The organism is Sandaracinobacter sp., from assembly GCF_041909755.1.
Classification (GTDB): Bacteria; Pseudomonadota; Alphaproteobacteria; order Sphingomonadales; family Sphingomonadaceae; genus Sandaracinobacteroides.
In genome coordinates this window covers 5,353-19,230 of the sequence record NZ_JAYRCW010000051.1, presented here as the reverse complement: position 1 = coordinate 19,230, position 13,878 = coordinate 5,353, and the positions used below count along the sequence as shown (strand labels likewise).

General features: G+C 68.2%; 14 protein-coding genes. 4 read left to right on the top strand and 10 right to left on the bottom strand.

Features of this window, described 5'->3' with window-relative positions; all coding sequences use genetic code 11:
* Positions 1–74 precede the first annotated feature (74 nt).
* Both ACE3O8_RS08405 and panC read right to left on the bottom strand, forming a co-directional pair.
* On the bottom strand, positions 75–965 hold the full coding sequence (locus ACE3O8_RS08405; RefSeq protein WP_374388720.1) for a PhzF family phenazine biosynthesis protein: 891 nt from the start codon (positions 963–965) through the stop codon (positions 75–77).
* Positions 962–1,804, bottom strand: coding sequence for a pantoate--beta-alanine ligase (gene panC, locus ACE3O8_RS08400; protein ID WP_374388717.1), 843 nt, complete (start codon positions 1,802–1,804; stop codon positions 962–964). Before panC ends, ACE3O8_RS08405 begins: the two co-directional genes overlap by 4 nt.
* A gap of 107 nt (positions 1,805–1,911) precedes the next feature.
* Here panC and ACE3O8_RS08395 point away from each other — a divergent pair, with 107 nt between their 5' ends.
* From ACE3O8_RS08395 to ACE3O8_RS08380, 4 genes are all read left to right on the top strand, one after another.
* Positions 1,912–2,733 carry a division plane positioning ATPase MipZ gene (locus tag ACE3O8_RS08395; protein WP_374388715.1) on the top strand — a complete coding sequence of 274 codons (822 nt, stop codon included), beginning with the start codon at positions 1,912–1,914 and terminating at the stop codon, positions 2,731–2,733.
* Positions 2,733–3,140: a J domain-containing protein gene (locus ACE3O8_RS08390; RefSeq protein ID WP_374388713.1), complete on the top strand. Its 408-nt coding sequence runs from the start codon at positions 2,733–2,735 to the stop codon at positions 3,138–3,140. Before ACE3O8_RS08395 ends, ACE3O8_RS08390 begins: the two co-directional genes overlap by 1 nt.
* A 69-nt stretch (positions 3,141–3,209) precedes the next feature.
* A complete protein-coding gene (gene pgmG / locus ACE3O8_RS08385) occupies positions 3,210–4,592 on the top strand; it encodes a phosphoglucomutase/phosphomannomutase PgmG (protein WP_374388711.1) in 1,383 nt (460 codons plus the stop codon).
* 102 nt (positions 4,593–4,694) lie between these two features.
* Entirely contained in the window at positions 4,695–5,351 is a 657-nt protein-coding gene (locus ACE3O8_RS08380) for a phasin family protein (protein WP_374388709.1), read from the top strand.
* A 173-nt stretch (positions 5,352–5,524) separates the two neighbouring features.
* Here ACE3O8_RS08380 and ACE3O8_RS08375 read toward each other — a convergent pair whose 3' ends face one another.
* From ACE3O8_RS08375 to ACE3O8_RS08340, 8 genes are all read right to left on the bottom strand, one after another.
* Entirely contained in the window at positions 5,525–6,289 is a 765-nt protein-coding gene (locus tag ACE3O8_RS08375) for a TlyA family RNA methyltransferase (RefSeq protein WP_374388707.1), read from the bottom strand.
* A gap of 8 nt (positions 6,290–6,297) precedes the next feature.
* Entirely contained in the window at positions 6,298–8,265 is a 1,968-nt protein-coding gene (dxs, locus tag ACE3O8_RS08370; RefSeq protein ID WP_374388704.1) for a 1-deoxy-D-xylulose-5-phosphate synthase, read from the bottom strand.
* 44 nt (positions 8,266–8,309) lie between these two features.
* A complete protein-coding gene (locus ACE3O8_RS08365; protein ID WP_374388702.1) occupies positions 8,310–8,810 on the bottom strand; it encodes a Fur family transcriptional regulator in 501 nt (166 codons plus the stop codon).
* An 8-nt stretch (positions 8,811–8,818) separates the two neighbouring features.
* Positions 8,819–9,382, bottom strand: a complete 564-nt coding sequence (locus tag ACE3O8_RS08360; RefSeq protein ID WP_374388700.1) for a tetratricopeptide repeat protein — start codon at positions 9,380–9,382, stop codon at positions 8,819–8,821.
* A gap of 87 nt (positions 9,383–9,469) precedes the next feature.
* Positions 9,470–10,642 (bottom strand): RsmB/NOP family class I SAM-dependent RNA methyltransferase, encoded by a 1,173-nt coding sequence (locus ACE3O8_RS08355; protein WP_374388698.1) that lies wholly within the window; start codon positions 10,640–10,642, stop codon positions 9,470–9,472.
* Entirely contained in the window at positions 10,642–12,114 is a 1,473-nt protein-coding gene (gene guaB / locus ACE3O8_RS08350; protein WP_374388696.1) for an IMP dehydrogenase, read from the bottom strand. Before guaB ends, ACE3O8_RS08355 begins: the two co-directional genes overlap by 1 nt.
* Positions 12,115–12,211: 97 nt before the next feature.
* Positions 12,212–13,447 carry a tetratricopeptide repeat protein gene (locus ACE3O8_RS08345; RefSeq protein WP_374388694.1) on the bottom strand — a complete coding sequence of 412 codons (1,236 nt, stop codon included), beginning with the start codon at positions 13,445–13,447 and terminating at the stop codon, positions 12,212–12,214.
* Between the two features lie 128 nt (positions 13,448–13,575).
* Positions 13,576–13,878, bottom strand: a 303-nt coding sequence (locus ACE3O8_RS08340) for a hypothetical protein (RefSeq protein ID WP_374388692.1), incomplete at its 5' end; no start/stop codon positions are given.

Here is a 13,878-nt window from a genome sequence, read left to right as displayed (position 1 = left end):
CTCGGGCTCGCGGCGGATCAGCCCGCGCAGGAAGGGCGAATGGGCATCTGCCCGGGCGCGGGCGTCCGCCAGGCTCATGCCCGAAGCTCGCCGCTCGCAAACGGCGCGCACGGGCCGCCGATCCACACGCCGTCGCCGCGCACCTCGGTCAGGATCTCCGACGGCCGGCCGATATGCCGCCCCTGCGACAGCAGGAAGCGGCTCTCGCCCGGCCGCAGGCTGTGCAGGAACGCCCCAAGGGCAGCTGCCGCGCTGCCCGTCGCCGGGTCTTCCACCACGCCGGACAGCGGCGCGAACATCCGCACGTCCAGCCGCGCCGGGTCATTCGAATCGCGCACATGCAGATGCAGCCCCAGGAAGCCGCCGGACTGGCCGACATGCCCTTCATGGCGGCGGAAGGCGTCCGTATCCGGCCGCGCGCGCTCCAGCGCATCGGCGGTCACCTCGGCCAGCAGGAACTCCGCCCCAACAGAGGCGAAGCGCGGGCGGAACCGCCCCTGCAGGATATCCGCTTCGGACAGGCCCGCCAGCTCCGCGATGATGGCGCGCGGCACCTCCGGCCCCGGCGCCAGCGGGCGCGGCGCCCGGCATCGCGCGCCCGCAATCGCGCCGCCCTCGCGCAGCAGCTCCAGCGCCACCAGCCCGGCCGCTTCCTCGAAGCGCAGCGCATCGCCGACGGGTCGCCCGAACAAGGCCCCCATCCGCCCCGCCACGAACGCGGTTCCCACATTGGGATGCCCGGCGAAGGGCATCTCCTCTTCGGGGGTGAAGATCCGCACATGGGCGTCGTTGGCCGGGTCGGCAGGCGGAAACAGGAAGCTCGTCTCGGCGAAATTGAACTCGCGCGCGATCGCCTGCATCGCGGCCGTGTCCAGCCCGCGCGCATCCGTCACCACGGCCAGCTGGTTCCCGGCGCGGGCCCTGGGCGTGAACACATCGACGATCTCGAAGGGGTGCGCGCTCATCGCGGGATCACCGGGAAATTGTCGATCAGCCGGGTGGCGCCCAGCTTCGCCGCCACGAACAGCCGCGCGCCCGGCAGCGGCTGGTTCAGCAGCTGCAGGGTCTGTTCGTCGGCCAGCAGCAGATAATCCACCCGGAAGCCCGCCGATTCCAGCCCGGCGCGCGCAGCCGACAGCGTATCCGTCACGGCGGCCCCGCCGGTGATCGTGCTGGCGGCCGCCTGAAGCGTGCGGAACAGGGCGCCCGCCACCGCCCGCTGCTGCGGCTGGAGATAGGCGTTGCGCGAACTCATCGCCAGGCCGTCCGCCTCGCGGATGATCGGCGCGCCGACGATCTCGGCCGGGATGTTCAGGTCGATGGCGAGCCGGCGGATGATCGCCAGCTGCTGCCAGTCCTTCTCTCCGAAGATGGCGACATCGGGGAAGGCCATCAGCAGCAGCTTGGTCACAACGGTCGCGACGCCGTCGAAATGGCCGGGGCGCGACGCGCCCTCCATCGGCCGGTCCAGCCCGGCCACGCTCACGCTCGTCGAATAGCCAGCGGGATAGACGGCATCGGCGGGCGGCAGGAACAGCAGGTCGCAGCCTGCCTGCCGCAGCAGCTCCGCGTCGCGGGCTTCCTGCCGGGGATAGCGATCCAGATCCTCGTTCGCGCCGAACTGCTTCGGGTTCACGAAGATGCTGGCGACAACCCGGTGCGCCCGTCGTTTGCCCGCTTCGATCAGCGAAAGATGCCCGGCGTGCAGCGCGCCCATCGTCGGCACCAGCGCAATGCGGTCGCCGGCGGATCGCCATGTCCTGATCTTCGCCCGAAGGGCCACTACCGTGCGCGCCGTGTCCATCGTTATCCTTGTTTCACCTTGCTCTTGATTGACGAAGCCCGGCCATCACCGCATGGGAAGAAAAGTTGCGCCGGCGATGGGTCGGCAATCGCCGGAGGCAGGGCGGAATGTCAATCACGGGTATCCCCGGAAGCGTCGGAGCCAGGGGCGCCAGGAAGGGCCCGCACGTGATCGTGCTGGGCAATGAAAAGGGCGGGTCGGGCAAATCCACCACGGCCGTGCATATCGCGCTGGCACTGGCGCAGAGCGGGATTCGCCTTGCTGTCGCCGATCTCGATCACCGCCAGCAGACCACGGCGCGCTACCTCGAAAACCGCAAGGCCTGGGCAGAGCGCAAGGGAATCGAACTGTCGTCGGTGCCCGTCACCGTGCTGGGCGACGGCTCCACGGGCGCGCTGGAAACGCTGGTGCGCGCCGATCTGGACGCCGTCGTCATCGACACGCCCGGCCGCGACTCCGAAATCGGCCGCGCCGCGATCGCCCGGGCCGACACGCTGATCACCCCCATCAACGACAGCTTCATCGATTTCGACCTCCTGGGTCAGGTCGATCCCGAAACCTACAAGGTCGTGCGCCCCAGCTTCTATGCCGAGCAGGTGTGGAAGGCGCGGCAGGAACGGGCGCGCACGGATGGCGGGCAGGTGGACTGGATCGTGGTGCGGAACCGCCTCTCCACGCTCGAAGCGCGCAACCGCAAGCGGGTCGGCGCGGCGCTGGAGGAACTGTCCAAGCGCATCGGCTTCCGCGTGGCGCCGGGCTTTTCCGAACGCGTCATCTACCGCGAGCTCTTCCCGCGCGGCCTGACCCTGCTCGACATGGGGCAGGTGGAGGAAGCGTCCATGAGCCATGTGGCCGCCCGCGCCGAACTGCGCGAACTGATCTCCGCGCTCCAGCTGCCGCTGGGCCACACGCAGGAAGCCGCCGCCTGATGGGCCCTTTCGCGCTGCTGGTGGTGGCAGGCGTGGGCTGGTTGTGGTGGCAGGGGCATCTGGGTCCGGATGCCGGGCGCAAGCTGGCGCTCGCCGGTGGTGTCGGCCTTGCCGGCTGGCTGCTGGCGCGGGGGCAGTTGATTCCGGGTCTGGCGCTTGCCGCGGCGACGGCGGCGCTCGCCTTCGGGGGCTGGATGCGCGCGAAAGTGGCCGCCATCCCGATGGACGAGATCGAGGCAAGGCAGCTGCTCGGCGTGGGCCTGGGGGCGACGGCGGAGGAGATCCAGGCCGCGCATCGCCGCCTGATCGCCACGGCCCATCCCGATCGCGGCGGGGATGCGGATCTCGCGCGCAGGCTGAACGCCGCGCGAGACCTGCTGATGCAGATTCAGGCGCCGCGTGGTTGACGCCTGTCTCGGGGAATACATATTGCGGTGCAACAAGATGATCGGGTTCGCTGGACGAAGAGGGGCATGATGAAGAGCCATGAATTCCATCCGACGTCGCTGCGGGAATATGACATCCGCGGCATCATCGGCGAAACCCTGGGCGAGCAGGACGCCCGCGCCATCGGACGCGGCTTCGGCACCGTCGTGCGCCGCGCAGGCGGCAGCCTCGTCAGCGTCGGCTATGATGGCCGCCACAGCTCCCCGGGGCTGGAGGCGGCGCTGGTGGACGGCCTGCTTGCATCCGGCGTCGATGTCGTGCGGATCGGCCTTGGCTCCACCGGCATGCTCTATTTCTCCGTGCCCGAACTGGGCGCGGATGGCGGCGTGATGATCACGGGCAGCCACAATCCGCCCGATTACAACGGCTTCAAGATGATGCTGAAGGACCGGCCCTTCTTCGGCGCCGACATCCGGGCGCTGGGCGAAGCCGCCGCCCGCGGCGACTGGGACAGCGGCAAGGGCAGCAGCCGGCAGGTGGCCCTGCTGGACCGCTATGTGGAACGGCTTCAGGAAGACCATCGCGTGAAGCCCTTCCGCATCGGCTGGGATGCGGGCAACGGCGCCACCGGGGAAGCGCTGGAAAAGCTGCTGAAAACTTTGCCGGGCGAACATCACGCCCTGTTCACGAAGATCGACGGCGACTTCCCCAACCACCATCCGGATCCGACGGTCGAGAAGAACCTGGAGGATCTGCGCCAGTTGGTGTCGGAGCTGAAGCTGGATTTCGGCATCGCCTTCGATGGCGACGGAGATCGGATCGGCGCGATCGACGGGCAGGGCAGGGTCGTCTGGGGCGACCAGCTTCTGGCGATCCTGGCGGAACCGGTGCTGAAGGAATTGCCCGGCTCGACCATCATTGCCGACGTGAAGGCCAGCCAGGCCCTCTATGACCGCATCGCGGAACTGGGCGGCAAGCCCCTCATGTGGAAGACCGGCCACAGCCTGATCAAGGCGAAGATGAAGGATGTGGAATCGCCGCTTGCAGGCGAAATGTCGGGCCACATCTTCTTCAAGCATCGCTGGTACGGCTTCGACGACGCGCTCTACGCCGCGATCCGCCTGATCGAGGCGGTGGGCGAAATGGGCGGCTCGCTGACGGCGCTGAAATCCGCGATGCCCGACGTGGTGAACACGCCGGAAATGCGCTTCCCCTGTTCGGAAGAGCGCAAGTTCGAGGTGGTGACGGAGGTTCTCGCCCGGCTGAAGGCCGAAGGCGCCCAGGTGAACGACACCGATGGCGCGCGGGTGAACACGCCCGACGGCTGGTGGCTGCTGCGCGCCTCCAACACGCAGGATGTGCTCGTCGCCCGGGCCGAGGCGAAGGACGAAGCCGCGCTGGAGCGGCTGAAGGCCGCGATCGATGCCCAGCTGGCGAAATCCGGCGTCGAAAGGGTCGAGACCAGCCACTGACAGCATATGGCGTGACAATTTGTTGCGCCGCACAAACTCCGTCTTGAAATTCGTGCCGCAGTGCATTATTGTGCAGTGCAGCAACAAAGGAGTGTGCCGTCGATGGCTGATGCCAAGCCTGCCCGCAAGTCCGCGCCCAAGACGCCCAAGGCCGCAGCGGCGAATGCCGTGACGCCTGATGTGGCGGCGAAGCCGGCTGTGCTGAAGGCCGTGGCGCCTGAGGCGGCTGCTCCTGTCCCGCCCCCTGTTCCGGAGACTGTCCCGATGAACGCCGAAACCAACTTCGCCAAGACGTTTGAAACCGTGGCGCCCGCCTTCGAGAAGGCGACCGCCGACGCCGTCGCGCAGGCCCAGGCCGCGCAGGAACAATTTGCTGAAAAGCTCAAGGAACTGATGGAGAAGAACATGAAGTCCGTCACCGAAATGTCCGATTTCGCCAAGGGCAATGTCGAAGCCCTGATGGAAAGCGCCAAGGCCGCTGCCGCCGGCGCCGAAACGCTGACCACGCACATGGTCGAAGCCTCGAAGAAGGCTGCCGAGGAAGCCCAGGCTGCCTTCAAGACGATGAGCGCCTCCAAGACGCCGAACGAATTCTTCGCGGCCCAGAACGAATATGCCAAGGCGCAGTTCGACAAGGCCGTGGCGAACGCCAGCCACCTGACGGAAACCTGGCTGAAGCTGGCCGGCGAAGTCGTGCAGCCGCTGTCCAGCCGCGTCGCGCTGGCAACGGAAACGGTCAAGAAGAGCATCGCGGCCTAAGCTGCGAAGGCGGCCGCCGTCAGTGCGCAGCACTGATCGGCGAGCTCGCCGGTGCTCACGGCATGAAAAAAGGGCGGGGCTTCGGCCCCGCCCTTTTTGCATGTCCGACGAGTCGGGCGTTCAGCCGAAGGCTGACCTTCGGTTCGCCCGACCCTTCTTCTTCGCGACTGCCCTCAGGCGGACTCGTCCGCTACTCCGACGGCCGGCTCCCTCACCGCCCCCAGCAGGAACTCCACATTCCCCTCCGGCCCGGTGATGGGCGAGGTTTCCACCCCCAGCACCCGCCATCCCTTGCCGGAAACCCATGCGGCAGCCTCCGCGCACACCCGCGCATGCACGGCTGCGTCGCGCACCACACCGCCCTTGCCGACTTCGCTGCGCCCGGCTTCGAACTGCGGCTTCACCAGCGCGACGAGATGCCCGCCCGGCTTTGCAAACCCCAGCGCCGCATCCAGCACCTTCGCCAGCGAAATGAAGCTGGCGTCGCACACGATGATATCGACCGGTTCGGGAATATGGTCCGCCGTCAGCGCACGCGCGTTCGTCTGCTCATGCACCACCACGCGCGCGTCCTGCCGCAGCTTCCAGGCCAGCTGGTTGGTGCCCACGTCCACCGCATAAACCCTGGCGGCGCCGCGGCTCAGCAGCACATCGGTGAACCCCCCGGTGGAAGAGCCGACATCCAGCCCCACCGCGCCCGTCACTTCGATGCCGAACTGCGAAAGCCCGTGGTCCAGCTTCAGCCCGCCGCGTGAAACCCAGGGATGGTCCTTGCCGCGCACATCCAGCACCGCATCGGCCGCCAGCATCTCTCCGGCCTTGGCAATCTTCCGCTCGCCCGCAAACACCAGCCCGGCCATGATCAACGCCTGCGCCCGGCTTCGGCTCTCGGCCAGCCCGCGCTCCACCAGCAACTGATCGATGCGCTGTTTCGCCATGGCAGGCCCTACGCCCGCGCGCCCTCGCTCACGTCCACGCTGTTGTGCCTCAGCGCCGTCAGCACCGTCTTCACGATGCCGGCCGAATCCAGCCCCGCTTCGGCATATTGCTTCGTCGGGTTTTCATGCTCCTGGAAGATGTCGGGCAGGCGCATGGTGCGGATCTTCAGCCCCGTGTCCATCAGCCCCTCGTCGCTCGCCAGCGTCAGCACATGCGCGCCAAAGCCGCCGATCGCGCCTTCCTCGATCGTCACCACCACGTCATGCGTGGCGCACAGCTTGCGGATCAGCGCCTCGTCCAGCGGCTTGGCAAAGCGCATGTCGGCAACCGTCGCGGAAAGCCCCCTGGAATCCAGCTCGTCGGCCGCCTTCAGCGCCTCGGCGAGCCTTGTGCCCAGCGACAGGATGGCAACCGTCTTGCCTTCCCGCACGATGCGGCCCTTGCCGATCTCCAGCTTCTGCGGCGTTTCCGGCAGCGGCACGCCCACGCCTTCGCCGCGCGGATAGCGCACCGCGATGGGGCCGGAATCATGCGCGTTCGCCGTGTGCACCATATGCACCAGCTCCGCCTCGTCGGCGGCGGCCATCACCACCATGTTGGGCAGCGTCGCCAGATAGGTCACATCGAAGCTGCCCGCATGGGTGGAGCCGTCAGCCCCCACAAGGCCCGCCCGGTCGATGCCGAAGCGCACCGGCAGGTTCTGGATGCACACGTCATGCACCACCTGATCATATGCCCGTTGCAGGAAGGTGGAATAGATGGCGGCCCAGGGGCGATAGCCTTCCGCCGCCAGTCCCGCCGCGAAGGTCACGGCATGCTGTTCCGCGATGCCCACATCGAAGCAGCGGTCCGGGAACTGCTTCTGGAACTTGTCCAGCCCCGTGCCCGACGGCATCGCCGCCGTGATCGCCACCACCTTCGGGTCGCGCGTGGCTTCCGCCACCAGCGCTTCTGCGAAGACATTGGTATAGCTGGGCGGGCCGCCGGGCGCAGGCTTGTGCTGCTTGCCCGTCACCACGTCGAACTTCACGACGCCATGATATTTGTCGGCTGCGGCTTCCGCGGGCGCATAGCCCTTGCCCTTCTTCGTCACCACATGGATCAGGCACGGCCCTTCGGCGGCGTCGCGGATATTCTCCAGGATCGGCACCAGCACGTCCATGTTGTGGCCGTCGATCGGCCCGACATAGTAAAAGCCCAGTTCCTCGAACAGGGTGCCGCCGGTGCCCAGCGTGCGGAAGAATTCGTCGGCGCGCTTGGCCGGGGCCTTCAGCGGCTCCGGCAGGGCCTTTTTCGCCAGCTGCCGCACGGCGTCGCGGATGCCCAGGAAGGTGTTGCTGCTGTAGGCCCGCGCCAGATAGGCGGAAAGGGCGCCCACCGGCGGCGCGATCGACATGTCGTTGTCGTTCAACACCACGATCAGCCGGTTGCCCGCCTCGCGCGCATTGTTCATCGCCTCATAGGCCATGCCCGCGCTCATCGAGCCATCGCCGATCACGGCGACGGCCTTGCCAGGCGCGCCGGACAGCTTGTTGGCGATGGCAAAGCCCAGCGCCGCGGAAATGGAGGTGGAGCTGTGCGCCGCCCCGAACGGGTCATATTCGGATTCGGTGCGCTTGGTGAACCCGGAAAGCCCGCCACCCTGCCTCAGCGTGCGGATGCGATCGCGCCGGCCGGTCAGGATCTTGTGCGGATAGGCCTGGTGGCCCACGTCCCAGATCAGCTTGTCCACCGGCGTGTTGAACACATAGTGCAGCGCGACCGTCAGCTCCACGACACCAAGGCCCGCGCCCAGATGGCCGCCCGTCACCGAAACGGCGTCGATCATCTCGGCGCGCAGTTCGTCCGCCACCTGTCGCAGCTGATCAGGCTTCAGCGCCCGAAGCTCAGGAGGCGTGTTCACCTTGTCGAGAAGCGGAGTCTCGGGCCGGCGGTAGGGCGCAGCGGCGGGCGCGCCGTTGGTCTTGTCCGTCATGCCGCAGATTTAGCGCGAAGCCGTCCCGAAACAAAGCGCGATTGTTACGGCTTGTTTGCCGCCTGTCCGCCGGCGTTGCAGGCGGAACACAGGCCCATCAGCTCCAGAACGGGGCGGTGCGGCGTGAATCCGCCCGCCTTCGCCCGCTCGCGCATGCTGTTCGCCAGCCGGTCGTCATCCATGTGATCGATGTGGCCGCAGCGTTCGCAAACAAGGAATATGCAGTCATGAGAGCAGGATGGGTGGACATTCACCACATAGGCGTTCCGGCTTTCGATCCGCTTCGCCAGGTTGTGCGCCACGAACAGGTCCAGGATCCGATAGACGCTGTTGGCCGCGATCCGGCGCCCGGCCGCCGCCGAGACCCGATCGGCCACATCATAGGCGGAAACCGGCCGTCCGCCGTCTGCCAGCGCGTCGAACACGGATTCGCGCAGCTCCGTCCACTGCACGCCCTGTGCCGCCAGCGCACGGATGGCGGCCTGTTTCAGTGCATCGCTTCCGGCTTCCCAATGGCCGCCGGCCCGTTCGGCATGGCCCGCCATGGCGATCCTCAGTCCTGCTGCTTGTCCAACGCTGCGGTCTGGGCGGTCTGCGTCTTCGGCCCGCGTGCAATCGCGGCCGACAGCCGGTCCGCCTGCGGGCAGGGGCCGTCGCACAGCTTCTTCACCCGTTCCAGGTTGGATTCGGCGCGCGCCTTGGCGCCGCGCTCCACCAGCGCCATGCCCTGCAGCTCCAGCGCGGCAAGGTCGTTCGGATCGATCTCCAGCGCCTCGCGATAGAAGCGCACGGCTTTGCCCGGCAGGCCTTCCGCCTCTGCCGCGCGGGCAAGCCCGATATAGGCCCGCCGGTTGCGCGGGTCGGCGGCCAGCGCCGCTTCGAACTGGTCGGTCGCGTCCTGCGTCTTTCCGGCCAGCAGCAGGCTTTCGCCCAGCTTCAGCCGCTCCATGGAAACCGGCGCGATCAGATTGTCTGGCAGGCCGCGGGCGGGGGCAGGGGCCGGTTCCGCATCGCGCGGCTTCGCCGCCGAAAGCGGCGCGGTCAGCCCGGCGGCCAGACCCGCCACCAGCACAAGCCGCACAACCCCAAGGCTGCGGGCCGCAAACCCTTCGACCATGTCAGTCCCTCTCTCGGCCGTTGCCGGCCTGTTTCAGTCCGTCCGTGTCGTTGCCGTCAATCCCGAGTCCCCTTTGCGGGGATCGCGTCAAGAAAGCCATGTCTCGCCGGGCTTGTCGAGCCGGGCGACGAAAAAGCCGTCGTAGCCGTCCGAGAGGGGCGTCAGCGCCCGGCTGCCGGACAGCGCGAACCCCAGCCGGGCGGCGGCGGCCTGCGCCTGATCCGTCCCTTCCTCGGCCAGCACCGAACACACGGCATAAACGAGCCGCCCGCCCGGCTTCAGCAGCCATGCCCCAAGATCGATGAGCCGGGCCTGAACATGGGTCAGCCGCGCAAGCCGGTCCGCCGTCAGCCGCCAGCGCAGCTCGGGGTTGCGCCGCCAGGTGCCGGTGCCGGAACAGGGGGCATCCACCAGCACCAGGTCCGCCGCGCCCTCCAGGTCGGCCAGCGCCTCGCGCTCCCGCCCCGGGTTCAGCAGCCGGGGTTCCACAACCGCATCGCACCGCGCCCGCATCAGCCGCGGCCCCATCGCCTGCAGGCGGGTGCGGTCCGTGTCGGATGCGATCAGCCGGCCTTCGCCGCACATGTCGGCGACCAGGCCCAACGTCTTGCCGCCCGCACCCGCGCACAGGTCGATCACCGTTTCGCCGGCGCGCGCAGCGGCGAACGCCACCACATGCTGGCTGCCGGCATCCTGCACTTCCACCGCGCCGGCTTCGAACAACGGGTGCCGCTCCAGCGGCCGGGGCTCTGCCAGGCGCAGCGCGCGGGGCAGGCCGGGCACCGGCACGGCCCCCAGCTCGGCTGCCACCTCGTCCATGTCCGCGCCCGGCGCCACCCGCAGGTCCAGCGGTGCGCGCGCCGTCAGTGCCCGCGCCTCGGCCTCGAATCCCTCGCCGAACCGCGCGCGCATCGCAGGCTCCAGCCACAGGGGCGCCAGTATGGCCCTTGCCCGCGTTTCAAAGGGCTCCACCGGCGACGGGGCATGGGCGCTGCCATCGAACAGCGCCAACTGGTCCGGCGCTTCGGATTCCAGCCAGCCGATCAGCGCGGCGCGCCCGGAATAGGGGCGCTCGGCCGTGAAGCGGATCGCGCCATAGACCAGCTCGCGCACGGCGGCCCGGTCCTTGGATCCGGCATAACGCCGGGTCTGGAAGTATCGCTGCACCAGCGTGTCGGCTGCCGCACCCTGATGCGCGGCGGCCTCGATCACCTGGTCCAGGATCTCGATGGCAGCCTGAAGCCGCGCCTGCGGCCGCATCAGCGCGTCGGGTAATTGGGGGCTTCGCGCGTGATCGTCACGTCATGCACATGGCTCTCGCGAAGCCCGGCATTGGTGATCTGCACGAACTGGGCCCGCTTGCGCAGCTCTTCCAGCGTTGCGGCGCCGGTATAGCCCATCGCCGCCTTCAGCCCGCCCACCAGCTGGTGCAGCACGTCGCGCGCGGGGCCCTTGTAGGGCACCTGGCCTTCGATGCCTTCCGGCACCAGCTTCAGCTGGTCCTTGATGTCCTGCTGGAAATAGCGGTCGGCGCTGCCGCGCGCCATCGCGCCCACGCTGCCCATCCCGCGATAGCTCTTGTAGGCCCGGCCCTGGTACAGGAAGGTCTCGCCCGGCGCTTCCTCGGTGCCTGCCAGCAGGCTGCCGATCATCACCGCGCCGGCGCCCGCCGCCATCGCCTTGGCGATGTCGCCCGATGTGCGAAGCCCGCCGTCCGCGATCACCGGAATGCCCTGCTTCTCAGCCTCGGCCACCGTGTCCATGATGGCGGTCAGCTGCGGCACGCCCACGCCCGCCACCACGCGCGTGGTGCAGATGCTGCCCGGGCCGATGCCCACCTTGATGCCGTCCGCGCCGGCGTCGATCAGCGCCTTCGCGGCCTCGGCCGTCGCCACATTTCCCGCGATCACCTGCGCATGGTTCGATCGCGCCTTGATCCGCCGCACGGCTTCGGAAACCTGCCGCGAATGGCCGTGCGCCGTGTCCACCACGATCAGGTCGCATTCCGCATCGATCAGCGCGGCCGACCGTTCAAAGCCCGCGTCCCCCACGGTGCTGGCGGCGGCCACCCGCAGCCGCCCGGCGGCATCCTTGGTGGCATCGGGATAGGTCACCGCCTTTTCGATGTCCTTCACGGTGATCAGCCCCACGCAGCGGCCGGCTTCGTCCACCACCAGCAGCTTCTCGATCCGGCGCTGGTGCAGCAGGCGCTGCGCCTCTTCCTGCGAAACGCCGGCCTTCACCGTCGCCAGATTGTGCCGCGTCATCAGTTCGGCCACCGGTTGCAGCTTGTTTTCGGCAAAGCGCACGTCGCGGTTGGTCAGGATGCCGATCAGTTTGCCCGGCTGGCCCGGATCGGAAGGTTCCACGATCGGGATGCCGGAAATGCGGTGGCGCGCCATCAGCTCCAGCGCCTCGCCCAGCGTCTGGTCCGCCGTCATCGTGATGGGGTTCACCACCATCCCCGATTCGAAGCGCTTCACCTGCCGCACCGCTTCCACCTGTTCGGCAATCGTCAGGTTCCGGTGCAGCACGCCGATGCCGCCCGATTGCGCCATCACGATCGCCATCTGGCCTTCCGTCACCGTGTCCATGGCAGACGACAGCACCGGAATCTGCAGCCGGATGGCCTTGGTGATGCGGGTGGAGGTATCCGCCTGGGATGGCAGCACGGCAGACTCCGCCGGCACCAGCAGCACGTCGTCGAAGGTGAGCCCCAGCCTGATCGCCATTCCTGATCCGTCCCGTTCTTCAAATATGAGAATGGGGCAGGCCGCGGACGGCCTGCCCCCGAATCTCAGTCCCTATAGCGGCGATGGCCGCCTTTGGTCAGCCCTTGTTGTTCAGCCACACGCCGTAATAACGCGCCAGCTGCCCGCGCGGCGGGGCCGTCACGGCGCCCAGCGCCGCTTCGGCGCCGGCCTTGTCACCCGCGTTGCCCAGCGCAAAGCCCAGCCGGGTGTTCACCATGTTGGCATCCACGCCGCCCTTGGTCAGCGCCAGCTTGTACAGCTCGGCCGCCTTCGCCCAGTTGGCATAGCCCAGATACGCATCGGCCGTCGCCAGCGCCATCTTGCCGTTGGCGGCTGCGCGCGCTTCCTTTTCCAGGCCCGGCAGAGAGGCCTTGTCGGCGGCGACCTTCGGGTTCACCTGCGCCAGCAGTTCCTTCACGAACGGCGTTGCCGCCTTCAGCGCGCCCTTGGCGACGCCTTCGTCCAGCACCGCCTTGGCTTCGCCCGGCAGACCGCGGATCGTCGCCGTTTCCGCATATTCGGCATAGTCGCGCTCGCCCGTCAGCGCGCTGTTCGCCCGCATCAGGCGCATCACGTCCAGGTTGCCCTGGTCGTCCAGCTTGGCGGAATCGCGATAGATGATCAGCACGTCGCGCCAGTTGGTGGCGTTGGGGTGCGCCCGCAGCAGCGCTTCGCTGGTGGAGTTGATTTCCGCCGGCAGCTTGCTGTCATAGGCAATCGCCAGCGCGCGGCGGTACCAACTCTCGTCGGCCTTGGCGGTCTTTTCCTGCACGGCGATCGCCTGTTGCAGGGTGGCGATCGCCTTCTGGTTCTGGCCCTGCCGGCGCTGAAGCTCGGCAATCTCCACCAGCAGGCCGGCATCGTTCGGGTTCATCGCCAGCAGCTTCTCGAATTCGGCTGCGGCCTTGCCATAGTCCTGCCGCTGCAGCGCCATCGCGCCCAGGTTGCGGCGGAACTTCACCTGGTCTTCAGGCGCCAGCTTGCCGGACGAAAGCGCGCCTTCCAGCGACCGCTCGATCAGCGCATTGTCCTTCAGGTTGATGGCCGAATTCAGCGTCAGCATGTTGACGATATAGACTTCGTCCGCCGTCTTGTTCGGGATCGCATCTGCCTGCTTCAGCAGGTCGACCGCGCCTTGCCAGTTCTGCTCGGCCTGCGCCTTCTGCGCCTGCGCCGCCAGCGACTGCACCGGCTTCGAAAGCTTCAGCGGAGCCGGCTTCTGTTCCTTCTGCGCCATCGCGGCTTCCGGCGTCGCCGCCATCAGAAGCGCAACCATCGCGGCGGCCGACGCGCGCCCGAAACCCGTCTTCATGTGCCCACTCTCCTCGTGCCCAATATCTGTCCGGCCGCAGCGGCCGGGATCGGGTTGTCAGGCAGGCCTGTGCAGCCCGCCCCGTTTCCCGAAGCTGAACGGGCTCCTCGCACCCGGCCCGCGCATCGTCAAGCGGGGGGTTGCGCCGGATCGGCCGGCGCGGGCGGCGGAATGGTCAGCCGCTCGTTGGCCGTCCACTCGATCAGCCAGTCCAGCAACCGCGCCGCCAGCGCCGGATCGGCCGTTTCCGCCCGTTCCAGCGCCGCGCCCGCCAGCCCCATCAGCCGGTCCAGACCGGAATACCAGCCTTCGCCCGGAAGGGGCGCGGTGTCCGGCAGCAGGGCCGCCATTTCCGCCCTCAGCGCGATGCGGCGCGCCATGCGCTGGTCCTCGCCGTCGGCCAGCATCACCAGCAGCCCGGCGATGGCCGC

Bases quoted from the DNA above. Each gene is read 5' to 3' on its own strand.
- ACE3O8_RS08405 (WP_374388720.1), bottom strand. From the start codon at position 965: ATGAGCGCGCACCCCTTCGAGATCGTCGATGTGTTCACGCCCAGGGCC.
- ACE3O8_RS08355 (WP_374388698.1), bottom strand. From the start codon at position 10,642: ATGCGGCCGCAGGCGCGGCTTCAGGCTGCCATCGAGATCCTGGACCAG.
- ACE3O8_RS08345 (WP_374388694.1), bottom strand. From the start codon at position 13,447: ATGAAGACGGGTTTCGGGCGCGCGTCGGCCGCCGCGATGGTTGCGCTT.
- ACE3O8_RS08390 (WP_374388713.1), top strand. From the start codon at position 2,733: ATGGGCCCTTTCGCGCTGCTGGTGGTGGCAGGCGTGGGCTGGTTGTGG.
- ACE3O8_RS08365 (WP_374388702.1), bottom strand. From the start codon at position 8,810: ATGGCGGGCCATGCCGAACGGGCCGGCGGCCATTGGGAAGCCGGAAGC.
- ACE3O8_RS08395 (WP_374388715.1), top strand. From the start codon at position 1,912: ATGTCAATCACGGGTATCCCCGGAAGCGTCGGAGCCAGGGGCGCCAGG.
- pgmG (WP_374388711.1), top strand. From the start codon at position 3,210: ATGAAGAGCCATGAATTCCATCCGACGTCGCTGCGGGAATATGACATC.
- guaB (WP_374388696.1), bottom strand. From the start codon at position 12,114: ATGGCGATCAGGCTGGGGCTCACCTTCGACGACGTGCTGCTGGTGCCG.
- ACE3O8_RS08360 (WP_374388700.1), bottom strand. From the start codon at position 9,382: ATGGTCGAAGGGTTTGCGGCCCGCAGCCTTGGGGTTGTGCGGCTTGTG.
- ACE3O8_RS08380 (WP_374388709.1), top strand. From the start codon at position 4,695: ATGGCTGATGCCAAGCCTGCCCGCAAGTCCGCGCCCAAGACGCCCAAG.
- panC (WP_374388717.1), bottom strand. From the start codon at position 1,804: ATGGACACGGCGCGCACGGTAGTGGCCCTTCGGGCGAAGATCAGGACA.
- dxs (WP_374388704.1), bottom strand. From the start codon at position 8,265: ATGACGGACAAGACCAACGGCGCGCCCGCCGCTGCGCCCTACCGCCGG.
- ACE3O8_RS08375 (WP_374388707.1), bottom strand. From the start codon at position 6,289: ATGGCGAAACAGCGCATCGATCAGTTGCTGGTGGAGCGCGGGCTGGCC.